Origin of the sequence: Streptomyces sp. NPDC093795 (assembly GCF_044764665.1) — a bacterium.
Lineage (GTDB): Bacteria > Actinomycetota > Actinomycetes > Streptomycetales > Streptomycetaceae > Streptomyces.
Map to the genome: position 1 here is coordinate 14,351 of NZ_JBIWIO010000009.1, position 23,669 is coordinate 38,019.

22 protein-coding genes are annotated in these 23,669 nt (G+C 73.3%); 8 read left to right on the forward strand and 14 right to left on the reverse strand.

Going from position 1 to position 23,669, the window contains the following annotated elements; genetic code table 11:
- Positions 1-105 precede the first annotated feature (105 nt).
- Positions 106-525, reverse strand: coding sequence for an ATP-binding protein (locus tag ACIRB7_RS23405; protein ID WP_351220028.1), 420 nt, complete (start codon positions 523-525; stop codon positions 106-108).
- A 64-nt stretch (positions 526-589) separates the two neighbouring features.
- Positions 590-961: an STAS domain-containing protein gene (locus tag ACIRB7_RS23410; RefSeq protein WP_403601894.1), complete on the reverse strand. Its 372-nt coding sequence runs from the start codon at positions 959-961 to the stop codon at positions 590-592.
- A 273-nt stretch (positions 962-1,234) separates the two neighbouring features.
- On the opposite strand from ACIRB7_RS23410, the gene ACIRB7_RS23415 reads away from it, so the two are divergent.
- The 3 genes from ACIRB7_RS23415 to ACIRB7_RS23425 all read left to right on the forward strand — a co-directional run bounded on the left by ACIRB7_RS23415 (position 1,235) and on the right by ACIRB7_RS23425 (position 5,616).
- Positions 1,235-2,152, forward strand: coding sequence for an RNA polymerase sigma factor SigF (locus tag ACIRB7_RS23415; RefSeq protein ID WP_403601897.1), 918 nt, complete (start codon positions 1,235-1,237; stop codon positions 2,150-2,152).
- 156 nt (positions 2,153-2,308) lie between these two features.
- Positions 2,309-3,505, forward strand: a complete 1,197-nt coding sequence (locus ACIRB7_RS23420; RefSeq protein ID WP_403601900.1) for a DegT/DnrJ/EryC1/StrS family aminotransferase — start codon at positions 2,309-2,311, stop codon at positions 3,503-3,505.
- Positions 3,502-5,616, forward strand: coding sequence for a lipopolysaccharide biosynthesis protein (locus ACIRB7_RS23425; RefSeq protein WP_403601903.1), 2,115 nt, complete (start codon positions 3,502-3,504; stop codon positions 5,614-5,616). The genes ACIRB7_RS23420 and ACIRB7_RS23425 overlap by 4 nt, the downstream gene beginning before the upstream one ends.
- Before the next feature lie 9 nt (positions 5,617-5,625).
- Here the strand turns inward: ACIRB7_RS23425 and ACIRB7_RS23430 are convergent, their stop codons facing one another.
- The 12 genes from ACIRB7_RS23430 to hutU all read right to left on the reverse strand — a co-directional run bounded on the left by ACIRB7_RS23430 (position 5,626) and on the right by hutU (position 19,850).
- Positions 5,626-6,690 (reverse strand): glycosyl hydrolase, encoded by a 1,065-nt coding sequence (locus tag ACIRB7_RS23430; RefSeq protein ID WP_403601905.1) that lies wholly within the window; start codon positions 6,688-6,690, stop codon positions 5,626-5,628.
- A complete protein-coding gene (locus ACIRB7_RS23435; protein WP_403601908.1) occupies positions 6,687-7,139 on the reverse strand; it encodes a hypothetical protein in 453 nt (150 codons plus the stop codon). Before ACIRB7_RS23435 ends, ACIRB7_RS23430 begins: the two co-directional genes overlap by 4 nt.
- 54 nt (positions 7,140-7,193) lie before the next feature.
- Positions 7,194-9,086, reverse strand: coding sequence for a hypothetical protein (locus tag ACIRB7_RS23440; RefSeq protein ID WP_403601911.1), 1,893 nt, complete (start codon positions 9,084-9,086; stop codon positions 7,194-7,196).
- Between the two features lie 161 nt (positions 9,087-9,247).
- Positions 9,248-10,057, reverse strand: a complete 810-nt coding sequence (locus tag ACIRB7_RS23445; protein ID WP_403601914.1) for a polysaccharide deacetylase family protein — start codon at positions 10,055-10,057, stop codon at positions 9,248-9,250.
- Positions 10,054-11,424: a glycosyltransferase gene (locus tag ACIRB7_RS23450; protein WP_403601917.1), complete on the reverse strand. Its 1,371-nt coding sequence runs from the start codon at positions 11,422-11,424 to the stop codon at positions 10,054-10,056. Before ACIRB7_RS23450 ends, ACIRB7_RS23445 begins: the two co-directional genes overlap by 4 nt.
- A gap of 137 nt (positions 11,425-11,561) precedes the next feature.
- A complete protein-coding gene (locus ACIRB7_RS23455; protein ID WP_403601919.1) occupies positions 11,562-12,638 on the reverse strand; it encodes a GNAT family N-acetyltransferase in 1,077 nt (358 codons plus the stop codon).
- A 231-nt stretch (positions 12,639-12,869) separates the two neighbouring features.
- On the reverse strand, positions 12,870-13,460 hold the full coding sequence (locus tag ACIRB7_RS23460; RefSeq protein WP_403601922.1) for a hypothetical protein: 591 nt from the start codon (positions 13,458-13,460) through the stop codon (positions 12,870-12,872).
- A 65-nt stretch (positions 13,461-13,525) separates the two neighbouring features.
- Entirely contained in the window at positions 13,526-14,290 is a 765-nt protein-coding gene (locus tag ACIRB7_RS23465) for a hypothetical protein (protein WP_403601924.1), read from the reverse strand.
- Positions 14,291-14,369: 79 nt separating this feature from the next.
- On the reverse strand, positions 14,370-15,617 hold the full coding sequence (gene hutI / locus ACIRB7_RS23470; RefSeq protein WP_403601927.1) for an imidazolonepropionase: 1,248 nt from the start codon (positions 15,615-15,617) through the stop codon (positions 14,370-14,372).
- A gap of 14 nt (positions 15,618-15,631) precedes the next feature.
- Positions 15,632-16,969 (reverse strand): formimidoylglutamate deiminase, encoded by a 1,338-nt coding sequence (locus ACIRB7_RS23475; RefSeq protein ID WP_403601930.1) that lies wholly within the window; start codon positions 16,967-16,969, stop codon positions 15,632-15,634.
- Entirely contained in the window at positions 16,960-18,177 is a 1,218-nt protein-coding gene (locus tag ACIRB7_RS23480; protein WP_403601932.1) for an allantoate amidohydrolase, read from the reverse strand. The genes ACIRB7_RS23475 and ACIRB7_RS23480 overlap by 10 nt, the downstream gene beginning before the upstream one ends.
- Complete coding sequence (gene hutU / locus ACIRB7_RS23485) at positions 18,174-19,850, reverse strand: urocanate hydratase (protein ID WP_403602721.1); 1,677 nt, start codon at positions 19,848-19,850, stop codon at positions 18,174-18,176. Before hutU ends, ACIRB7_RS23480 begins: the two co-directional genes overlap by 4 nt.
- Positions 19,851-19,964: 114 nt before the next feature.
- On the opposite strand from hutU, the gene ACIRB7_RS23490 reads away from it, so the two are divergent.
- From ACIRB7_RS23490 to ACIRB7_RS23510, 5 genes are all read left to right on the forward strand, one after another.
- A complete protein-coding gene (locus ACIRB7_RS23490; protein ID WP_403601935.1) occupies positions 19,965-21,350 on the forward strand; it encodes a diaminopimelate decarboxylase in 1,386 nt (461 codons plus the stop codon).
- A gap of 4 nt (positions 21,351-21,354) precedes the next feature.
- Positions 21,355-21,834 (forward strand): SRPBCC family protein, encoded by a 480-nt coding sequence (locus ACIRB7_RS23495; protein ID WP_403601937.1) that lies wholly within the window; start codon positions 21,355-21,357, stop codon positions 21,832-21,834.
- Positions 21,835-21,983: 149 nt separating this feature from the next.
- Positions 21,984-22,376, forward strand: a complete 393-nt coding sequence (locus ACIRB7_RS23500) for a hypothetical protein (RefSeq protein WP_403601940.1) — start codon at positions 21,984-21,986, stop codon at positions 22,374-22,376.
- A 28-nt stretch (positions 22,377-22,404) separates the two neighbouring features.
- The gene (locus ACIRB7_RS23505; RefSeq protein ID WP_403601943.1) at positions 22,405-23,187 is read left to right on the forward strand and encodes a transcriptional regulator; all 783 of its coding nucleotides are present in this window, start codon (positions 22,405-22,407) and stop codon (positions 23,185-23,187) included.
- 41 nt (positions 23,188-23,228) lie between these two features.
- Positions 23,229-23,645, forward strand: coding sequence for a roadblock/LC7 domain-containing protein (locus ACIRB7_RS23510; RefSeq protein WP_403601946.1), 417 nt, complete (start codon positions 23,229-23,231; stop codon positions 23,643-23,645).
- The last annotated feature ends 24 nt before the right edge of the window (positions 23,646-23,669 follow it).

Below are 23,669 nucleotides of genomic sequence, written 5' to 3' on the forward strand. Positions count from 1 at the left end.
GCACCCCTCACCGCGACGTAACTGACGGCCTTTCAGATTTGGCGTCAAGGTACGCCTGGGGCCCTGCGGAGGGAAGGCAGGGGAGGGGACGGACTTGTGAAAGTCCTAGACAGGTGAGGCGAGTTCGGCCCAGACCGTCTTCCCAGGGGCGCCCGGGGTGCGGTCGATGCCCCAGTCGAGGCAGAGCCGCTGCACGATGAACATGCCGTGGCCGCCGGGGCGGCCCGACCGGTGCGGGGTGCGGGGCGCGGGCTGGCCCGCGCCCCGGTCGGTGACTTCGAGGCGCAGGACCTTGGCCAGGCGCAGGACGCGGAGGGACTCGGGGCCCTCCGCGTGCAGGCAGGCGTTGGTGACGAGCTCGGAGACGACGAGGAGGACGTCCTCCGCGGCGGCCCTGCGGTCGGCGGTGCCGGCCGGCAGCCAGCCCCACTCGTGGAGCGCGGTCCGCGTGAAGTCACGGGCGAGTGGCACGGTACCGCTGGCCTCGCCGAGGGCGAGCGTACGGACGTCGGAAGCTTGGTCCATCAGCGCTTCACCTCACCGATCGACGGGACAGAGGGCAGGACGTGCGGGCGGTGCGGGTGGTCGCTCAGCCGGGCAGAGCTGTGGCGAGTGTCTCGTGCACGGTGAAGACGGCGTCCGCGCCCGTGATCTGGAACACCCGGGCCACCGCCGGCCGCATCCCCACCAGGTGGACGCCGCCGCCGGCCGCTTCCGCCCTGAGCCGGGCGCCGAGCAGGACGTTGAGCCCGGTCGAGTCGCAGAACTCCAGGCCCGAGCAGTCCACGACAAGCCGTGAACGGCTCGCGTCGAGCGCGGCGTCCAGGGGAGAGCGCAGCAGTTCGGCGGTGTGGTGATCGAGCTCACCCACGGGCGCGAGGAGTTCGCTGCTCCCGTCCACGGTCCGGACTTCGACCCGCAGCCGCGCGGGCGGTGCGCTGCCGATGTTCTCGCGGTCCATGACCGTTGCCTCTTCTCACTCACGCGGATGCGGACTGACGTCGACTGGCACTGACCGGCGCTGACCGACGCTGACTGACGCGCTTCGAACCCTACAAGCGGGGCACCCCTCCGCGCACACAAGGTCCACCACATACCCGGACAAAGCGGATTGTCGACACTTGCGACCTTGCGCGTCGAGCAGGTAGGGCTAGAGGAGAACAGAGGAGAACACCCGACACGACCGGCTTCGGAGGCGCCGCAAACCGCAGCAGAAGAACCACGAAGGAGACCCATGTCACCCCGGCTCGACGCCCCGCGTACCCCCGACGCGCCGTCGGCAGCAGTCACCCTCGACCGACCCGACACCGCCATGAACCCCTCCCCCACCGCAGTCCAGCTCCCGGCCCAGCTCGGCGAGCAGCCCCTCGACCGCATCGGACCGGTCGACGCGCGCGCCCTGTCGAAGCAGCTCTTCGTCCGGCTCGCCGAGCTCGAAGAGGGCACCCACGACCACTCGTATGTCCGCAATACCCTGGTCGAACTCAATCTGGCCCTCGTCAGGTTCGCCGCCTCCCGTTTCGGCACCCGCAGCGAGCCGATGGAGGACATCGTCCAGGTCGGCACCATCGGCCTCATCAAGGCCATCGACCGCTTCGAGCTCTCCCGCGGTGTCGAGTTCCCCACGTTCGCGATGCCGACGATCATCGGCGAGATCAAGCGCTTCTTCCGTGACACCTCGTGGTCCGTGCACGTGCCCCGCCGGCTCCAGGAGCTGCGGCTCGACCTCGCGCGGGCCGGTGACGCGCTCTCCCAGCGCCTCGACCGCGCCCCGACGGTCGCCGAGCTCGCCGAGGAACTCCGTATCGCCCCGGAGGAGGTCGTCGAGGGCATGGCCGCGAGCAACGCCTACACCGCGGCCTCGCTCGACGCGCAGCCCACCGAGGAGGACGGCGGTGGCGGCGAGGCCGCGCTCGCCGACCGTCTCGGCTACGAGGACAACGGCCTCACCGGGATCGAGTACATCGCCTCCCTGAAGCCGATGATCGCCTCGCTGCCCGCCCGCGAGCGGGAGATCCTCTCCCTCCGCTTCGTCTCCGGCATGACCCAGTCGGAGATCGGCACGGAGCTCGGCATCTCGCAGATGCACGTGTCCCGGCTGCTCTCCCGCACCCTGGCCAAGCTCCGCCGCGGCCTCACTCTGGAGGAATGACCTCCACCGCCTCCTGCGAGCCGTCAAGATGGCTGCGGAAAGGGCCCGTTCACGGTCTTCGGACCCGGGACGGGCCCTTCCGCGCGACCGGAGGGCCTTGTTGACGGGCCGTCCGGATTGGGCCACATTGAGCCCGGGGGTTCAGGGGGGAATCACATGGTTTCTGCGTACGCGGAACTGGAAGAACGCATGCGCGGCAGGCTGGGGGGCCGGGAGTGCCTCTACGTGCCGTCGTGCCGCTTCGGGCTCTATCTCGCGCTGCGCCACTGGTGCCGGCCCGGCGGCCGGGTCCTGATGTCGCCGGTCAACGACGACGTCATCTTCTTCGTCGTCCTCGCCGCCGGGCTCCGCCCCGTACAGGCGCCGCTCGACCCCCGGGACGGGTCGATCGACACGGCCGCGGTGCCCGACTCCGTATGGCAGGAGCTGTCCGCCGTACTGACCACGAACCTGTACGGGAATCCCGACCCGGCACCCGAACTGCGGTCCCGCTGCGACCGCTCGGGCATCCCGCTCATCGAGGACGCGGCCCACGCCATCGGCTCGACGGTGGGCGGGCGGCCCGTCGGCACGTACGGCGAGGCCTCCGTCTTCAGCCTCTCCAAGCACACCGGCGCCAAGGCCGGCGGCTTCCTCACCCTCGCCGACCCGGCGCTGCGCGGGGAACTCGCCGCCGCCCGCGACGCGTTGCTGCACCCGACCCGCGCCACCGCCGAACTCGCCTACCTGACCAGGCCCTACGCCGAGGCCGCCCTGCGCGGGCTGCGCCTCGCCCGCGCCGCGCGCGCGACCGTACGGCTGCTCGGTCTGGAGGAGCGCGAGGAGATCCGGATGCCGCTGCGCGCCGACGAACTGGCGCGGGCCCTCCCGGCCGCGCCCGCCCTCGAACCCTTCCACTCCTGGGTCCGGGTCGACATGCACGACTACCGGCTGCGGCCCGGCACCGGCAGGCTCCGCCGCACCACCCGCATGCTCGCCCGGCTCGACCCCGTCCTCGACGCCCACCGGGACGGCACCGCCCGGCTCCTGACCAGCGAGTACGGCACGCCCGGCGCCCCGCAGGGCACGGCGCAGCCGCTGTTCCGCGTACCACTGCTCGTCGAGGACAGGGACACGGCGATCGACGCCCTCGCCCGGCACCGGATCACCACCGGCTACGTCTACGACCCGCCCCTCGACCGGTACGCGGGCGAGACGTTCACCGACCCCTCCCCCGCCCCGGCACCGGCCGCCTGGTTCGCCCGGCACGCCCTGCCGGTGGACCCGCGCCACGCGGACGAGGTCCTGCCCGTCCTCCGTACCGCCGGAATCCGCCCCGCCCACCTGTCGGCGGCCCCCGAGGGCGCCCGGTGAGCGAGACCGTACGGCTGCGGGACACCGACCGTCCCCCGGCCGAGGAGCCGTCCGTCGAGAAGGCCACCGAGGCCGACGAGGCCGCCAAGGCGGCCTCCGGCGACGACGGCTCCATGTTCCGCAACGCCTACGCCTTGATGCTCTCCACCGGCGTCTCCGCCGCCCTCGGCCTCGGCTTCTGGCTGGTCGCGGCCCGCTACTACTCGGAGGAGGCCGTCGGACAGGGCTCCGCCGCCATCGCCGCCCAGCGGATGCTCGCCTCCCTCACGGCGACGACGCTGACCGGCGCCGTCGTCCGGTACGTGCCCCGGGCCGGCCGCGCCACCGGACCGCTCGTGACGCGCCTGTACCTGGTCAGCACCCTGGTCGTCGGTGTCGCCTGCGGTGTCTTCCTGCTCACCCTGGACTGGTGGGGACCCTCGTACGCCCCCCTCGGCACCCTCTCCGCCGGCATCTTCTTCACCGCGTCCAGCATCGGCTGGGCCCTGCTCACCCTCCAGGACGGCGTCCTCACCGGCCTCAGACAGGCGATCTGGGTGCCCGCGGGCAACGCGGTCTTCACCGTCGGCAAGCTGGTCCTTCTCATCCTCTTCGCCGCCGCCCTTCCCGCGCTCGGCGTCTTCGTCTCCTGGTCGGCGGCGATAGCCCTCTCCGTGCTGCCGCTCGGCTGGCTCGTCTTCCGGCGGCTCATCCCCCGGCAGGCGCGCGCCGACCGGGACCGCGAGCCGCCCAGCATGCGCGAGATCGGCCGCTTCATGGCCGGGGACTCCGTCGGCGCGTTCTTCAGCCTCATCATGATCAACTTGCTGCCGGTGATGGTCGCCGTCCGCTTCGACGCCGCCCACAACGCCTTCTTCTACACGGCGTACACGCTCGGCGGCACGATGGAGTTCATGGCCATCAACATGGCCACCTCGCTCACCGCGCACGCCTCGCACAGCCCCGAGTCCCTCGCCGAAGGGGTGAGGGGCTCGCTGCGCCGCATGACGCTGCTGCTCGTGCCCGTCGTGCTCGTCCTCGTCGTCTTCGCGCCGCTGGTCCTCGCGCCCTTCGGCGGCGACTACGCCGAGCAGGGCACGACCGTGCTCCGGCTGCTCGCCGCCGCCGCGCTGCCCCGGGTCGCCGTCGAGCTGTACATCGGTGTCCTGCGCGTCCAGGGCCGTACGGGCGTGCTCGCCGCCCTCCAGGGCGCGATGTGCGTCCTGGTGCTCGGCAGCGCGGCCCTCCTCCTCGGGCCCTACGGCATCGCGGGGGCCGGGTGGGCGGTGCTCGGGGCGATGACCCTGATGGCCCTGGTGTCCGTACCGGGCCTCCGGGCCGCCCTCAAGGGGCACGTGCCTGCGGAGGAGCCGGGGCGGGCCGCGCGGGTCAGGGAGCGCGCGGAGGACGACTACGGCACGAGCTGGGCGCGGGAGAGCGCGTATCTGCGCGGGGCGCACGAGTCGGTGACACCGGCGTTCGGGATCCCGGTGTACGTACCCCGGCAGCGTACGGACGGGCCGGCCGCCCCTGCCGCACCGCCCGCGCCCCCGAAGGCCCGTACGAGAGTGGACTCGTCGAGCATCTGGCGATGGGTCCTGCTCGCGCTCGCGGCCGCCCTCTTCTGGCTTCCGCTCGCCCGCTCGGGCCCGCTCGACGTGGAGCGGCTCTCCGGGACCGGTCTGCTGACCGCGCTGCCGCCCGTCACCCTCGCCGCCGGGCTGCTGTTCGTCGCCCTCCAGGGCGCCGCCGTCGGGCTCCGGGTGTTCCGGCCCTGGTTCGCCGGAACGGTTCTGCTCGCCACCTTCCTCGCCCTGCACACCGCACCGCCCCTGCTCGGCCTGCGACCGGCCGAGGCGGGCGGCCCGGGCGCCACGCTCCTGGGCGAGGGGGCGGGGCGGGCCGTCGCGCCGATCGCCCTCCAGGCGCTGAGTCTGCTGCTCGCGGCCGTGCTGCTGCGGGTGGTCGGCGTGGGCGCGCGGGTCACGGCCGGGGTGGTGTGGGTGCTCGTCTGGGCGGGCTGGGCGGGGCAGCAGGCCTTCGCCACCGCCCCGCTGCCGCTCTTCCTGGGCCTGGCCGGGGGCACGATGGCGGTGTGCGCCTTCCGGGGGCTGACGTCGGGCAGACGCTGAGCCGGATCCTCAGTCCTCGGGCACGTCCTGGTGGAAGTACGGATCCTGGCCCGCGATCCGGTAGCCCTCAAGGCCCGGCCCCGCGTCGATCGTCAGGTCACAGCCGGGCCCGGGCACGGCCCGGTTCCAGTGCACGTACGCCTTCACCTCCGGCAGCGTCGGCGCGACCTCCGGGATGGCGGTGTACCAGTCCCGCTGCCGCTCGGGCCGCTTCGGGTCGGGGGCGGTGGAGAACTCGGAGAGCATGACGGGCTTCTCGGCGGAGATGTTCTTCCGGAGCCAGTCGTAGCTGGGACGCTGGCTCCTGTCGAAGTCCAGCCAGTTCGGCGACTTGTGGCAGAGGTAGTAGTTGTACTGGTCCATGCCGATCCAGTCGACGTAGTCGTCGCCGGGGTAGAGCTGTTTCATCAGGGCGGCGTTGCCGAGGTAGCCGGAGACGGTCCACACCCACACCACGTTGGTGACGCCCAGCTCCTCGAAGCGGTCACGGACGTGGCGGTAGGCGGCGACGTACTCCCGCGGGGTCCCGGCCCCCTGCTCGATGCGGAAGTCGGCCTCCTGGTCGAAGGAGAAGAAGACCCGCTTGCCGTACTCCTTGAGGCGGAGGGCCTGCGGGTCGATGACGGAGCTGTCGTACGCACCCGAGGCTATGTTCTTCCAGCCGAGCTGTTTCTCGGTCCAGTTGGCGTGGTGCTTCTCGGTCCACACCGTGGACTCCCAGGCCAGCATGAGGAGGCGTTCGCGGCCGAGTTCCCGCTCGTCGGGGGTGAGCAGCTCGCCGTCGGCCTTGCTCCCCGACATGTCGTGGTACGTGTAGACGAGGTCGAGCTTGCGGCCGATCTTCTCCTCGAAGGCGTACACCGGCCGGGTGAGCGAGCTGTCCTCGTCGTGCGGGATGTACGCGCCCCACCAGGCCCCGCACGGTGCGACGAGCGAGGTGTCGGGGGCGCAGCGGTCGTCGTCCTCCGTGAGGGTCGACCAGACGCCTGTGCCCACGGTCAGCGCGCCGACTGCGGCGAGCGCGACGGCGATCCGCGTCCAGGGGCCGCCACCCTCGGAGTGGCGTCCGCTCACCGCCCCCCACCGGGCCTTCGCTTACGGAACCGGGGGAACCCCCGCGAGCCGTCGGCCCTGGCGCCGTCCCGCTCGACGGCGCCGCGCGTGGCCGCCGGCAGCGGCACGCCGGGCAGTGCGGCGGCGACGCTCACGAAGAGGGCGAGGACGACGAGGAAGACCGTCAGGGAGAAGGACTTCGTCAGGAACAGGGTGGTCGCGGCGAGGGTGGCCACGGAGAGGCTGACGGGCGCGGCGAGCGCCAGGGCCTCCAGGCGGGCGCCGGGCCGCAGCCCGAGGGGCTGCGGGAGCAGCAGGGCGAGGCCCGGCGCGAGAACGACGAAGACGAGGACGGGGATCCAGCGCAGTGGGGAGCCGCCGGGGAGCGCGGTCGCGGCGAGGGCGACCCATCCGGAGGCCGCGAGGGCGGCTCTGCGCTGGACGCGCGGGGTCGGACGTGGGTGGGCCATGGCGTGTCTGCTCCTCGTGCGTGTGGTCTGCGGCGGGGTGTGCCGGAAGGATGTTCAGCCGCCGGTCGTGGGGCGGTAGCGGAGGACGAGGCCGTACCGGTTCTCCTCCACGACCCCGAACAGCGGGGATTCCTTGAGCGCCGTGCGGAGGGTGTCGAAGCCGCCCTCCGGGAGGTAGCCCTCGCCGATGACGGCCTCGCCCTGCGTGGGGGTGAGGATCACGTAGGCCGGACGGCCCTCGGGGATGCCGCCGGCGAGGTAACCGGCCGGGTCCTTCAGCATGCGGAGGTTCTCGTCGACCTCCTGCTCGGTGAAGAACCAGCGGTCGTAGCGGTCGTAGCGGTAGTACGAGTCGGCGAAGGCGCCGGTCGCGGCGAGGATCAGTGCTCCTTCCGGCGCCCGGTCGAAGGCGCGGCGGGTGAGCGCGGTCTCGCCCGGGGGCGCGTAGTGCATGCCCTCCTTGCCGTAGTACGAGGGCAGGAAGCCGGCGAGCATGGCGACGAGGGTGACGGGCAGGGTGACAGTGGCCGTGCGGCGGGCGATCACGGCGGCACGGCTCGCGGCCCCGGCCGCGGGGACGAGCGCCGCGGCGGCGAAGAAGGCCGCGCCGGGCAGGCCGAAGAGGTAGACGCGGAAGACCATCTCGCCGCCGTAGTCGTTGACGGCGAACATCGGGAGGGGCGCCGCGGCGGCGAGCACCAGCGGCAGGGCGCTGCGGGCCAGCTTGCGGCGGAGCAGGACGGCGGCGGCGGCGAGCATGCCGAGGGCGAGGACCATCAGGACGTTGGCACTGCCGACGAGCTCCGGGCCGGGGCCCGTGGGGTCGCCGGCGAAGCCGGGGCGGGAGTTGCCGAGGAGGTCGCCGGCCTTCTCGCGCAGGGTGCCGAGGGTGTCCAGGAAGAGCTCCCGGCCCATGGTGAGGTTCCAGACCAGCATGATCAGGCCGGTGGTGGCGAGGAGCCCGAGGTTGCGGTAGCGGCGGGTGAGACAGAGGGCGAAGAGGCTCGCGCACAGCATCACGGGGGTGAGCTGGTGCGAGGCGTTGATGGTGACGACGATCGGGACGAGGAACAGGACGGCGACCGCCCGCTGCCGGGTGGTCGTGGGCGGCGGTACGGACGCGGCGGCCGGGTCGAGGGCGGAGCGGTCGCGGAGCGCGCCGGCCGAACCGGGCAGGACGAAGTGCCGGACGACGACGGCGAGGACGGTGAGGTAGAGCAGGTACGAGAAGCCCTGCGGGGAGAGGTAGTCCTGGCCGACCCAGTTCGCCAGCTGGAAGATCCACACCCCGGTCCACACGAGCCGCCAGTCGTCGCTGAACGTGCGGTAGACGAGGATGAGGAGGGGCACGATGAGCAGACCGAGCGCGACCGGGGCCCAGTTGATGAACGAGGCGGCGGCATCGACGCCGAAGGCGCGGACGAGGGCCGCGTCGAGGGAGAAGAAGCCGGGCCACTGGTCGTAGGCCGACATGCCGCCGGAGAGCTCGCGCCCGTGGTGGACGGTGCCCTCGGTGAGGAGCCTGCTGATGATCGCGTCGTGCTTGGACGCCCAGGCGTAGCGGACGGTGTCATAGAGGATCGCGGGCGGCGCCTTGAGCGCGACGAGCATCGCCGCGCAGTAGGTGGCGGGCCAGAGGGGCGCGGTGCCCGCACGCCGCAGGGTGATGACGAATCCGCAGGTGAGGACGACGAGCGCGGCGTAGAAGCTGAGGGGGAACCGGTCGAGGAGACCGAACTCCTCGATGCTCCGGAAGTCGGTGCGGGGCAGCGCCCACAGCCAGAGCGCGGCGGCGAGGACGAGGGGGGCCAGGTTGAGGGCGGCCGGGGAGCGGAGCGCGGCGGCGGGGCCGGTCCGGCGGCGGGGTGCCGGGGTCTCACTGACGCCGTGATCCCGGTCTTCGCCCTCCACGACCTCCAGGCCCTGCACGGAGGGCTGTGACGGCACGCCGTCGCTCCCGGTCTGCGGTGTTGACGGCACATGGTGCTGCACGACGGCTCTCCCCCCACGGTCCCCTTGGCGAAACAAAGGAACAGACTTCGGTTATGTACGCACATTCAACTCCCTTCCCTGATGAGAGAGTTGCTGATCATGACCGGCCTTGCGACTCAGCCGGCGAACTCGGGCCCCTTCAGCAGGGCGCGGGCTCTGCGGTACGCCCGCCAGCCGACCGTCGGCAGCGAGTCCGGGTACGGCGCGGTCTTCGCGCCGCGGCCCTCCATCCACTGCTCCACGTCGGCGGCGGTGTGCGTGCGGCGCACGATGAGCCGGGCGATGCGGTAGATCTCGTCCCGCCTGGAGCTCAGCGCGTGCCGGACGGCGACGGCCGACGTGTAGCCGGCGGCCTCGGCGGCACGGCGGACGGCCGGGCTGTTGTAGCCGTGCGGGTAGGCGAGGTGGCGTACCTCGTGGCCGAGGGTGTCCTCCAGGACCGCCTTCGACTCCCGCAGTTCGCGCCGGAGGGCCGCCGGGGCCAGGGTGTCGAGCTGCGCGTGGGTGGCGGTGTGGCCGCCGACCTCCATGCCGTACTCCTCCAGGCGCGGGGCCTGCGCGAGGGTCATCATCGGCGCGGGCGGCAGGAGGCAGGGCCGGCCCGGGGTGATGGCCCCGGTGGTGAGGTACGCGGTGGACGGCAGGCCGCGGGCGGCGAGCGCCTCGGCCGTCGGGCCGGCCAGGTCGGCGAAGCCGTCGTCGAAGGTGATGACGACGGGCCGGTCCGGCAGCGGGGCCCCGGAGGCGAGGTGCGCGGCGAGGGTGCCGACGGTGACGGGGGTACGGCCGCTGGCGACGATCGCGTCGAGCTGCGAGGAGAACTTCCTCGGCGTGACCGTGAATTCGGCGATCCAGTCCGGGGGGTCGTCCATCACGGCGTGGTAGAGGAGGACGGGTATCCGGGCGGGGAGGGGGATGCCGGTCATCGGGTCGCCGCCTTCCGTTGAGCGGCCTGCGCGCGGGCCTTGGCGTATCCGATCGGGCCGTACAGCATGCCGCGTCGCTCCAGTCGGGAAAGGCTTCGGGGCCAGGGGTGGTGGTGGGCGCCGTGCTCGCCGGGGACGCCGTCGTCGGGGGTCTCCCCGCGCCGGGCGGTCATCGTGCGGGCGTGGGCGAGGCCGCGCGGCAGCCGGGTGAGCAGCGCGGGCAGCAGACGGGGGCGGCGGACCAGGGTCGCGGTGAGGTACGCGGTGAGGCCGGCGCCGTAGCCGTACGCCTGGTTCCTCAGGTCCTGCCAGGTGTCGCGGTGGTGGTGCCAGACGAGGGCCTCGGCGGTGTACCGGAGGCGGAAGCCGGCGGAGAGGACGGCGACGAAGGCGTACAGGTCGTCGCCGCCCCTGGCCGCGGTCCCGGTGCCGGTCGCCGGGTCGAAACCGCCCGCCTGCCGGAGGGCGGCGGCCCGGAAGGCCATGTTGGCGCCGGAACCGAAACTGCCCGCGGTGAACGGGAAGAGGGGTTCGTCGGCGGGCGGCCGCGCCGGGTCGTACAGCCGGGGCGCGAAGCCCTTCGCGAAGCCGCCGTGCGATTCGAGGAGGATCTGGGCGGGGGTGGCGAGCCGGGCGGGCAGGATCAGCCCGGTGACGCAGCCGAGCCCGGGGTCGTCGGCGAACGGCTCGGTGAGCGCGGTCAGCCAGTGCGGGTCGGCGATCACGTCGTCGTCGGTGAAGGCGAGGACGGTGCCGTCGGCGGCGGCGAGCCCGGCGTTGTGGGCGACGGCGAGGCCGGGGGTGTCCTCGCGGACGTACCGGACGCGGTCGGCGTACTTCCCGGTGACGAGGTCGTACGTGTCCGTGGTCCGGGGCGCGTTGTCGACGACGATCAGCTCGAAGTCCGGGTGGTCCTGGGCGAGGAGCGAGTCGAGGGCACGGGCGAGCTGCTCGGGACGCTCACGGGTGGCGACGACGACGGAGGTACGGGGCGGGGGGAGCCGTTTTCGGCCTGGGGCCGGGGTGGGGGGCTGGGCCAGGGGTGGTATGGCGGCGAGGCGTTCGGCGTCGGGACGCACTGGCCCCCGTACAGCCGCGAGGCGTTCGGCGTCCGTACGGGGAGCCGTCGCCTCCTCCGCGAGCCGCGCGCGGGCGAGGACGGCGAGTACCTCGGCCGGGTCCTCGCCTTCCGCCACGGTGCCGAGGACGGTGGCGGCGGGCCGCCCCGCGACCCGTACGAGGGCGTAGACGCCGCCCGGGCGGAGGGGCGGGCCGCCCGGCACCGGCCGGAGGGAGAGGACGTGCCCGTCCGGCCCGGCGAGATCGAGCTCGGCGACGGAGATCGGGCGGGGCGGTGGGTTGCTCAACGGGGATCCCCCAGGGAGGTACGGCGGCGGGGTGGTGGCGGGGTGATGGCTCGACGACGGCTACGGAGGCGGCGGGCACGGGCGGGCCGCACGTTCCGCAGGCCGCCCGTCCCGCCGGCGGCCCCGGCGGGCCGCGGTTATCGGTTCCCCCGTAGTCGGGCGAGGCCGTTGAGCGTGGTGCGGGCGCGGGCCGCGAGGGCGGGGCGGTTGCGGACGAAGCTGTGGGCGCGGCGGGCGGGCTCGCGGCCCAGCCAGTGCAGGGCGGCCCGCGCGCCCGGGACGAAGACGGCACCCTCGTACACCGTCAGCTCACCCGTCTTCAGGTCGTCCTTGTACTCGGCGTCGCCGCGCCCCAGGTCGAGCAGCCCGATCCCGGCGGCCGCCGCGGCCTCGGCCATCCGCAGGTGCAGGACGAGGCCGGGCGAGTACTTCGCGAACTCGGGGTCGTACGAGGGGAACCAGCAGGACAGGACGGTCGCGGACCGCAGCCCGAAGTGCGCGGCGATCGGCCGCTCCCCCACGTACAGCACGGACAGGACGCCGGAGCAGCCGGGCGTGCGGTGCTCGTGGAGGCGCCGGACGAGGGTGTTGATCCACTCCTGGGCGAAGCGGTCGCCGCGGCCGGTCCTGCGGTACTGGGCGGACTTCCACTCCATGAGGGTGCGCAGGGCCGCCGGGTCGCGCTCGTCGAAGACGAACCGGACCTCGCCGTCGGCCTGGCGGCCGAGCCGGCGCTCCTTGGCGAGGGTGGTCCTGAGGAACTTGGGCGACTGGGCGCGCAGGAGCGCCTCGTAGGCCGCGTATCCCCCGGCGATGTCGATGACGGGCGAGGCGAAGGACTCGGCGGCGGCGCCCGCGAAGACGGGCTGGGCGTCCTCCAGGTTGTCGAACTCCCACATCGCGATGCCGCAGGCGCGGAGCACCGCCCGCGCGTGCGGTCGCAGGCCGGGACGGAGGACGGCGCCCTGGCTGTCGGAGACGCCGAAGCCGATGGCGCGGCCCTGCCCGAGCGGGCCCTTCTCGAAGGGGAAGAAGCCGACGGGCTCGTCCCCCTCGCTCCACACGGCGACGCGTGAACGGGGTCGTACCTCGGCCACCGCGCGCGTGAAGTCCGGTTCCATGAAGGGGTTCGCGGGCGCGCCGGACTTGGCGCGCAGCTCCCGCCACGCCTCGATCTCGCGCTCGCTCAGCTCCCCCGGCCTCACGATCCGCACACGAAAAGCGCCCACCTAGCCGACCCCCCGGTCTTGCCCCCTGAGTGCTACCAGGACAGGACGGTACCGGTCCGGAACCCTCGGAGACAGGGATACTCGGTCTTTCCGTGACCAAGCCGTGAAGGTGGGGACACGTCGGGAGCGGGGTGTGCAAGGGGCCGGGGCATCGGAGGAGTTGGCGACCGCCGGGCGGATCCCGCCGGCCGCCGCGGCTTCCATCGGCCCCCCGGGCTACCAGCCGATCTGGACGTCCCCGAGCACCTCGCCGCCGATCGCGGCGGCCAGCTTCCCGGCTCGGGAGAGGTCTCCCCACTTGCCGACGTGGACGAAGACGGTGTGGTGCGGGGTCCATTCGTCGATCTGGGCCTTGTCACCGTGCAGGACGAGCTGGACGCCGTCGTACTGGGCGGAACTGTGGATGTCGGCCTCCACGTCGTCCGGCCACTGTCCGTGCCAGCTGATGTCGGTGGTCCCCTCGCCGACGGCCCGGACGATCTCCGGCCCGACGGTCGCGACGGGCACGTCGGCGGAGAAGTACAGCGGCAGTTCGGCGCGGATCTCGTCGTCCCGCGCCGTCTCGGCGTCGAGAGCGCAGTAGAGGTACTCCCCGGTCACGGGGTCGCGCTTGCTCTCGATCCAGTCGACGGCCGCCCCGGGCAGCAGCCGCGCGACCGAGCGCGCCTCCTCGGCCGTACGGACCTCGGCACTGACGTACACCTCGGCGTCGACGCGCTCCAGGAGCCCGACGAGCCGCCGCGCCCGCGCGTACGCCTCCTCGGCGTCGGTGGTCCTGAAGACGGCGTGCGCCCGTGAGTTCCCCATGCCGTCCACGCTCGCACGAGCCCCTGCCCCCGGGCCACCGCATATCCTCCCGACCGGCCCGCCGGTCAGGCGCGGCGCTTCACGTCGGTGCAGCGGACCTCCGGGGAGGCGCCGTACGGATCGAAGGAGGTCCGGGTGCCGTCGTAGCGGCCGGTGAGGCACAGTTCGCCGCCCATGAACCGGAGGTCGAGGGTGAACTCGACCTTGCCGTTCACCGCCTGAGGGCCGTGGAGGCGGTGGTCGACGTCGTAGCCGAGGCTGTGGAGGACCTTCTCGACGGAGGCCGGGGCCGGGTCGGCCTTGCCGTCCAGGGCCTTCGCGATGCGCTTGCCGTGCAGGGGTGCCACGCACCTGTCGACGTCGCTCAGTTCGGTCTCCTGGCGGGCCCGCTCGAAGTCCCAGGGCTTCGCGGAGGGCGCCTCCTCGTCCGCGAGCGGGGGTCCGGAGGGGGACTTCTCGCCGTACGCGGGCGGCGGTCCTTCCGGTTCCGTCGTCGGGACCTCGGGAGGAAGGGGCGGCGGGCCGCCCACGCACGGCTCGGCGAGGTCGACGGCGAGCTCCAGCAGTCTGAATTCGGCCGCCTGCTGCTCCGGCGTGAGGCGGGGGTCGTCCGCCGGGTCGCCGACCGGTGCGGTCGGGGTCGGGGTCGGTGTGGCGACCGGCGCCGGGGCCTCGATCCGCGCGGCTCCGGTCCTTGCGCCCGCGCCCGCCGGGGTCCCGCCTCCGGCCGTCTCCGTGCCGCAGGAGGTGAGGGCGAGGGCGCAGAGCGCCGCCGCCACGGCCGCGCCGACTCGGCGGTTCTTCAAGGGCGTTACGAGCGAAGAGGTCATGCCCGCAGTCTGGGCGCGGGCGGTGGGGCGCACATGAGTACGCCTACTCAACCGCCCCGCCCTGCGCCCGGCCGCGTGCTCAGGCGACGCGGGCGCCCTTCCGCCACACCTCCGTCACCAGCGGCACCCCCGGCCGGTACGCCAGGTGGACGTGGGACGGGGCGTCCAGGAGGGCGAGGTCCGCTCGGGTGCCGGGGGTCAGGCGGCCCACGTCCGTGCGGCGGAGGGCTGTCGCGCCGCCCGCCGTGGCGGACCAGAGCGCCTCGTCGGGGGTCATGCCCATGTCCCGTACCGCCAGCGCGATGCAGAACGGGACCGACGACGTGAAGGACGAGCCCGGGTTGCAGTCCGTGGAGAGGGCGACCGTCGCGCCCGCGTCCAGGAGGCGGCGGGCGTTCGGCCACTGGGCGCGGGTGGAGAACTCCGCCCCCGGGAGGAGCGTGGCCACCGTGGACGAGTGCGCCAGGGCGTCCACGTCCGCGTCCGTCAGGTGCGTGCAGTGATCCGCGCTCGCCGCGTCGAGCTCCACCGCCAGCTGGACACCGGGGCCGTACGTCAGCTGGTTGGCGTGCACCCGGGGGTGGAGGCCCTTCGCCTTGCCCGCGGTGAGGATCGCACGGGCCTGGTCGCCGTCGAAGGCGCCCTTCTCGCAGAAGACGTCGATCCAGCGGGCGTACGGGGCACACGCCTCCAGCATCTCGCCCGTCACGAGCTCCACGTACGCCGCCGGGTCGTCCGCGTAGTCCGGGGACACGATGTGCGCGCCGAGGTACGTCACCTCGTCGGTGTGTTCGGCCGCGATACGGAGGGCGCGGGCCTCGTCCTCGACCGTCAGGCCGTAGCCGGACTTCGTCTCGAAGGTGGTCGTGCCCTGGGCGAGGGCTTCCCTGAGGTAGCGGGTGACGTTCGCCGACAGGGCCTCGTCGCTCGCCGCTCGTGTCGCCGCGACCGTCGTGCGGATGCCGCCCGCCGCGTACGCCTGGCCCGACATCCGCGCGTTGAACTCGGCCGTGCGGTCGCCCGCGAAGACGAGGTGCGAGTGGGAGTCCACGAAGCCGGGGATCACGGCCCGGCCGCCCGCGTCGACCCTGTTGTCAGTGGCCGGTGCTTTGCTTGATTCACCGACCCAGACGACTCGGTCGCCGTCGACGACGACGGCCGCGTCCTGGATCAGGCCCAGGGCACTGCCATCACCGAGGGAGGGGTCGTTCGTGACGAGGCTGGCGATGTTGACGATGGCGGTGGCGGTCTTCGCCACGGCGCTGTTCGCGCTGGTGGGGGCGGAGGTCGCCGCCGGGTTGTTCCTCGCCGCGGGGCCGGTGTTCATGGTGGGTGCCTCCTTCAGCCGCGCAGGGCGGCGATCGAGTCCGCGAGGGCTCCGGCCACGTCCGGTACGGAGTGGTGGGCCCCGTCCCGGACGACATGGCGTCCGGCCACGACCGTATGACGCACGTCCGCGGCCGACGCGGCGAATACCGCCGTCTCGGCTGCCAGACGCGGTACCGGTCCCGCTGTCCTGACGCTGTCGAGCGCGATCGTCGTGAAGTCGGCGAGCGCGCCCGTCTCCAGGGTGCCCGCGTCCGGCCGGCCGAGGGCCGCGTGGCCGTCGGCCGTGGCCGCGCGGAGCAGTGCCGCCGCCGTCCAGTGACCGCGGGTGCGGGTGCGCAGGCGTTCGTTCAGCTCCATGGCCCGCGCCTCCTCCAGGAGGTCGATGACCGCGTGGCTGTCGCTGCCCAGGGAGAGCGGCGAGCCCGCTCGCTGGAGGGCCACCGCCGGGCCGATGCCGTCGGCCAGGTCGCGTTCCGTGGTCGGGCACATGCAGGTGCCGGTGGACGACGAGCCGATCAGGGCGATGTCGGCGTCCGTCAGGTGGGTGTTGTGGACGCCCGTGGTGCGGGGGCCGAGGACGCCGTGCTCGGCGAGGAGCTGGGTGGGGGTCAGGCCGTGGGCCGCCAGGCAGGCGTCGTTCTCGGCGGTCTGCTCGGAGAGGTGGACATGGAGGGGGGCCTCCCGGTCCTGGGCCCAGCGGGCCACCGTCGCCAGCTGGTCCGCCGGGACCGCCCGTACGGAGTGGATCGCCGCCCCGATACGTACGCCGTCGCGTTCCCTGAGCGCCGACACCCGTTCGGCCCAGGCGTCCGCCGTGCCGTCGGTGAAGCGGAGCTGGTGCTGTTCCGGTGCGGCGCCGAAGCCGGAGGAGAGATAGGCGGTGTCGAGGAGGGTGATGCGGATGCCGGCGTCGGTGGCGGCGGCGATCAGGGCCTCGCCCATGGCGTTGGGGTCGGCGTACGGGGTGCCGCCGGGCCCGTGGTGGAGGTAGTGGAACTCGCCGACGGAGGTGATGCCCGCGAGTGCCATCTCCGCGTACACGGCGCGGGCCAGGGCGAAGTAGCTGTCGGGGGTGAGGCGCTGGGCGACGGTGTACATGACCTCGCGCCAGGTCCAGAAGGTGCCGGAGCCGACCTGGACGGTGCCGCGCAGGGCGCGGTGGAAGGCGTGCGAGTGGGTGTTGGCGAGGCCGGGGATCGTGAGGCCGCGGAGGGCCACGGCGCCCGGGGGCGGGGTGTCCACCCCGGTGCGTACGGCGGCGATGCGGCCGTCCGACACCTCCATGGTCACGCCCGGCTCGACGTGCGTGTCGAGCCAGGCGTGTTCCAGCCAGTACGTCGTCAGCGGCACGCCAGCTCCTCCAGTACGTCGGCGAGTGCGAGGACCCCGGCCACGCAGTCGTCCTCGGCCGCGAACTCGGCCGGGGAGTGCGAGACGCCGGTGGGGTTCCGTACGAACAGCATGGCGGTCGGGATCGATTCGGACAAAATACCCGCGTCGTGGCCCGCGCCGGTGCCGAGGACGGGGACCTTCCCCGAGGTGCCGAGGATGCGGGACAGCTCGTCGCGCAGGGCGTGCGAGAAGTCCACGACCGGGGTGAAGGACTCCTGGACGACGGCGAGGTCGATGCCGTGGCGTTCGGCGTAGGCACGGGCCTCCGCCTCGATGCCCGTGACGACCTTGTCCAGGGAGCTCTGGTCGGCGGCGCGGGCGTCGAGCCAGCCCCGGACCAGGGACGGGATGGCGTTGACGCCGTTCGGTTCGACGGCGATCTTGCCGAAGGTGGCGACGGCGCCCGCGAGTTCGGCCTCGCGGCGGGCGGCGAGGACCGTCTCCGCGTAGGTGAGCATCGGGTCGCGGCGGTCGACGAGCCGGGTGGTGCCGGCGTGGTTGGCCTCGCCGGCGAAGTCGTACCGCCAGCGGCCGTGCGGCCAGATGGAGGAGGCGATGCCGACGGCGTCCCCCGACAGGTCGAGGGCGCGGCCCTGCTCGACGTGCAGCTCGACGAACGCGCCGACGCGGGAGAGGCGCTCCGGGTCGGGGCCGATGGCGGAGGGGTCGTAGCCGGCCGCCTCCATGGCCTGCGGGAGGCTGGTCCCGGACGCGTCGCGGAGCTCGTACGCCTGCTCCTTCGTCAGCCGGCCGGCGGTGAGGCGGGAGCCGACGCAGGCGAGGCCGAAGCGGGCGCCCTCCTCGTCGCCGAAGTTGGTGATGGCGAGCGGGCGCTTGAACTGGACCTTCCTGGCGCGCAGTTCGTCGAGCGCGGCGAAGGCGGAGACCACGCCGAGGGGGCCGTCGAAGGCTCCGCCGTCGGGTACGGAGTCGAGGTGCGAGCCGGTGACGACGGCGTTCCCCGCGGTCGGGTCGCCGAGCCAGGCCCACTGGTTGCCGTTGCGGTCGGTCTCGACGTCCAGGCGGCGGGCCTCGGCCTGCATCCGGAACCAGAGCCGGCAGTCGGCGTCGGCTTCGGTCCAGGCGTAGCGCCGGTAGCCACCGGAGGCGGCGCTGCGGCCGATGGGCCGCAGCGACCGCCACATGGCGTGGAACGTGTCGCTCACGCGGAGGCCTCGTCCTCGGAGCCCTCGCGCATCGGGACGCGGACGCCCTTCTCGTCGGCGACCCGCTCCGCGATGTCGTAGCCCGCGTCGACGTGGCGGATGACGCCCATGCCCGGGTCGTTGGTGAGGACGCGGCGGATCTTCTCGCCCGCGAGGGCCGTGCCGTCCGCCACCGAGACCTGGCCCGCGTGGATGGAGCGGCCCATGCCGACGCCGCCGCCGTGGTGGAGGGAGACCCAGGAGGCGCCGGAGGCGACGTTGACCATGGCGTTGAGGAGCGGCCAGTCGGCGATCGCGTCGGAGCCGTCGAGCATGGCCTCCGTCTCGCGGTACGGGGAGGCGACCGAGCCGCAGTCGAGGTGGTCGCGGCCGATGGCGAGGGGGGCGGCGAGGGTGCCGTTGCCGACCATGTCGTTGAACATGTCGCCCGCCTTGTCGCGCTCGCCCTGGCCGAGCCAGCAGATGCGCGCCGGGAGGCCCTGGAAGTGGACGCGCTCGCCGGCCATCTTGATCCAGCGGTGGAGGGACTCGTTCTCGGGGAAGAGGTCGAGGATCGCCTTGTCCGTCTTGTGGATGTCCGAGGCCTCGCCGGAGAGGGCCGCCCAGCGGAACGGGCCCTTGCCCTCGCAGAACAGCGGGCGGATGTACGCCGGGACGAAGCCGGGGAAGGCGAACGCCCGGTCGTAGCCGGCGAGCTGTGCCTCGCCGCGGATCGAGTTGCCGTAGTCGAAGACCTCGGCGCCCGCGTCCATGAAGCCGACCATGGCCTCGACGTGCCGGGCCATCGACTCGCGGGCCCGCACCGTGAACCCGGCCGGGTCCTTCGCCGCGTACGTCGCCATGTCGTCGAAGGCGACGCCCACCGGCAGGTACGCGAGCGGGTCGTGGGCGCTCGTCTGGTCGGTGACGATGTCGATCGGGGCGCCCTCGGCGAGCATCTGCGGAAGCAGTTCGGCGGCGTTGCCGAGGAGGCCGATGGAGAGCGGGCGGCGGGCGTCCCTCGCCTCCACGGCCAGCGCGAGCGCGTGCGCCAGGTTGTCGGCCTTGACGTCGAGGTAGCGGTGCTCGATGCGGCGCTCGATGGCGCGCGGGTCGACGTCGACGCAGATCGCGACGCCGTCGTTCATCGTCACGGCGAGGGGCTGGGCGCCGCCCATGCCGCCGAGGCCGGCGGTGAGGGTGATGGTCCCGGCCAGGGTGCCGCCGAACTTCTTCGCGGCGACGGCGGCGAAGGTCTCGTACGTGCCCTGGAGGATGCCCTGGGTGCCGATGTAGATCCAGGACCCGGCGGTCATCTGGCCGTACATGGTGAGGCCGAGCTGCTCCAGGCGCCGGAACTCCTCCCAGTTGGCCCAGTCGCCGACGAGGTTGGAGTTGGCGATGAGGACGCGCGGGGCCCACTCGTGGGTCTGCATGACGCCGACGGGGCGGCCGGACTGGACGAGCATCGTCTCGTCCTGCTTGAGGGTGCGCAGGGTGCGGACCATGGCGTCGAAGGAGCGCCAGTCGCGGGCGGCCTTGCCGGTGCCGCCGTAGACGACGAGCTTGTCGGGGTGCTCGGCGACCTCGGGGTCGAGGTTGTTCTGGAGCATCCGGAGGGCGGCCTCCTGCTGCCATCCCAGGGCGCTCAGTTCCGTACCGCGCGGGGCCCGTACGGGGCGGGGTCCTGACATGGCCGACATGGCGGTGCCTCCTCGAATGTCGTTCGGATATTCACATCCTGGCGGTATGAATAGTTGTAGTCAACAGGTGCGCTGCCCCACATCCCGGCGAGTCGGGGTGGTGGGATGGACCCCATGGCCTCCTACCGTCGTGATCTCGCCGTCCGAGCCTCCGTCGACCAAGGACTCCTCTCCCCCACCGAACCGGTCGTCGCCCTCCTCGACACCGCCGGCATCCGCACCTCCGCCGCCGCCCTGACCAGCGCGTTCGCCGCCGTCACCGACGCCCCCGTGCTGCACGCCTTCGCCGTCAAGGCCGCCCCGCTCGTGCCCGTCCTGCGCCTGCTCCACGAGGCCGGGCTCGGCGTCGAGGTCGCCAGCCCCGGCGAGCTGGCCCTCGCGCGCGCCGCCGGCGTCCCGCCCTCCCACACCGTGCTCGACTCCCCCGCCAAGACGCCCGCCGAGCTCCGCCAGGCCCTCGCGCTCGGCATCGCCGTCAACGCCGACAACCTCCAGGAACTGGCCAGGCTCGACGCCCTCGTCGCCTCCGCGCCCACCGCCTCGCCCCTCGGCCTCCGGGTGAACCCGCAGGTCGGGGCCGGTTCCATCGGCGCCCTCTCGACCTCCACAGCCACCTCCAAGTTCGGTGTGGCACTCCGCGACGAGGGAGCCCGCAAGGCCGTCGTCCAGGCCTACCTGGACCGGCCCTGGCTCACCCGGCTGCACACCCACACCGGCTCCCAGGGCGTCCCGTTCGCCCTGATGGCCGAAGGCGTCGGGGAGGCGTACACCCTCGCCGAGGAGATCAACCGCGCGGCCGGCCGGCAGCAGATCGACACCCTCGACATCGGCGGTGGGCTCCCGGTCAACTTCACCTCCGACGAGGAGACACCGACGTACGCGGAGTACGCCGGGCTGCTCGCCGACACCGTCCCCGGCCTCTTCGACGGCCGCTACCGCCTGGTGACCGAATTCGGCCGCTCACTGCTCGCCAAGCACGGCACGGTCCTCGCCCGCGTGGAGTACACCAAGACCTCGGGGGGCCGCCCGATCGCCGTCACCCACGCGGGCGTACAGCTGGCCACCCGAACGGTCTACGCCCCCGAGTCCTGGCCGCTGCGCGTCCTCGCGTACGACTCCGACGGCCGCCCCCGCACCGGGGAGACCACCGTCCAGGACGTGGCCGGCCCCGCCTGCTTCGCCGGGGACATGCTCGCCACGAGCCGTGAGCTGCCGCTCCTGCACCCGGGGGACGTGGTGGCCGTCCCGGACACCGGCGCGTACTACTTCGCCCACCACTACGCGTACAACAGCCTGCCCCGGCCCGGCATCCACGGCTTCACGGTGGCCGACGACGGGACGGTGACCTTCGCGACGGTACGGACACCCCAGACGCTCACGGAGATCGTCGCCGATTCGGGCGGGGCGCACGCGGACGCGCTGGTCCGGCAGACGGGAGGGGAGAGCAGTGCAGCCTCGGGTAGCGCCGGACGGGCGGCCCGGCTTCCATGAAGCCATGACTGGAACCGGTACGGACACCACATCCGTCGTCGTCGAGCGCCGGGTCGACGCCTCCCCCGGGCGGGTCTGGGAGGCGATCACCGACCTGCGGGACATGCCCCGCGTCCTCTCGGGCGTCGAGAAGGTGGAGGTGCTCACCGAGGGCGGCTTCGGGGTGGGCACCCGGTGGCGCGAGACCCGGCGGATGCTGGGCAAGGAGGCCACGGAGGAGATGACCGTGACCGAGTGCGAGCCGCCCGACCGGTACGTCGCGGTCGCCGACTCGCACGGCATGCACTACGTCTCCGAGCTCACCCTCACGCCCGACGGCACCGGGGGCACCACCCTGCGGATGACGTTCTCCGCGCGGCCCGCCCACGGCCGCGCCCCGGGGTTCGTCACACGGCTGATGGCCCGCTTCGGAACGAAGGCCGTCGCCAAGGCGCTCGCGAAGGACCTGTCCGACATCGCGCACACCGTGGAGTCGCGTCTCTGACCCGCGAGGCAGTCTTCACCGTGTCAGTTCCAGCCAGGCACTGGCATGTTCCGATGGAAAATGCCAGAACGCCTCCCCCGGAGCGCTGCGTTCAGTAACGTCGCCGTCACTGCCGTACGTTCGCACGCCGCATCGGGAGGGGAACCCGCGTGCCCGGAATCGACGAGTGCCTTCTGGAGGCCATGGCCCTGCCGGGCGCTCGCGGAGCCTCCCTGGTCGACTGGACCAGCGGGCTCGCCCTCGGGACGGCGGGTGACTCACCGGTCGGGGACCACGAGACCACGGCCGCCGAGACCGCCGAACTCGCACGGTCCGCCGCCGAGTTCGACACGTTCGTGGCGGCGGGCGAGAGCGTGGGGGACGGGCCGCCCGTCGAGGACCTGATCGTCACCACCCGCGCCGGCTACCACGTCCTCCGTTTCGTCGAGACCTCCTTCGACAGCAGCGTCTTCCTCCACCTCTGGCTCGACCGCGACACCGGCAACCTCGCCCTGGCCCGCCTCCGCCTCCGCGACCTCGCGGAAAGACTGGTCCTCGGATGAGCGCCGCCGCCGAAGGGCTGGTCACCGGATGAGCGCCGCCGCCGTCGCCACCCCCGTCTCCCCGATGCTGGTCCGGCTCGCCGCCGAGAAGGCCACCGGCGCCCTGCTCCGCGACCACGGCACGCTCTACCTCGTCGACGGCCGGGTCGTGCACGCCGAGAGCCCCGCGGCGCCCGGCGTCGACGTCCTCCTGACCACCGGCGGCCGCCTGCCCCGCGAGGGCTGGGACGAGGCCGTCGACCGGGCCGGGGCCCACCGCGCCGTCGGCCGCTTCCTCGTCGACAGCGGCCGGCTCCACGACGGCGAGCTGGAGATCTGCCACCTCGGCGCCGTCTTCGACGCGGCCTTCTTCGCCCTCTCCCCCGCCAGCGGGCCGACCCGCTTCCGGTACGGGGTCGGGCACTGGTTCGGGACGGTGCGGCCGGTGTCCGCCGAGGCCGTGGAGCGCGAGACGGTACGCCGCCGCGAACTCCTCGACGCCGTCTGGCCGTACGCCTCCGTCGACACCGCCCCGGTCGTGCCCCGCCCCGCCGCCCCCGGCCAGACCGTGGGCGCCCGGCAGCGCGCGCTGCTCGCCGCCGCGGACGGCCGGCGGACCCCCGCGGAGCTGGCCCGGCTGCTCGGCCGGCCCGCCTTCCACACCCTCCTCGACGTACGGCGGCTCGCCGCCGCCGGGCTCGTAGAAACACCGCTCGACCCCGGCCCCGACCCCGATTCCGCGCCACCGCCCCCCATCCCGGCGCTACCGGTGGCCGACCCCGACATCGCCCTGCTGCGCCGGCTCCGAGACGCCCTGGAGGCACACCCGTGATGAGGCGTGCCCTGCGCCTGCGCGCCGAAAGGAAACAGCTCATGACGGCAGAAGCCGAGGTCCTCGGCGAGCTCAGACGGCTGCGGGCCCGGCTGCCCCAGCTCACCGGGGCGCTCGCGGCCAGCGCCGACGGGCTCGTCCTGGCCCACGACACCGTGGACGGCGAGGCGGAGAGCGTGGCCGCGCTGACGGCCGCGGCGCTCGGCGTCGGCCAGCGGTTGACCGAATCCACGGGCCAGGGCCGCTTCCGTGAGCTGCTGGTACGCGGCGACAACGGCTACGTGGCCACGTACGCGGCAGGTGGCGCGGCCGTCCTCACGCTGCTCGCCGAGCCCCGGATCAATGTGGGGCGGCTCCATCTGGAGGCCCGGAGGTCCAGCGTCCGGATAGGCGAACTCGTCGACGGCGCGCTGGAACGCAGGGACCTGAACCGCACCGCACACCCATCGAACCCGTAACCGAGAAGACCCGAGAAGACCCGA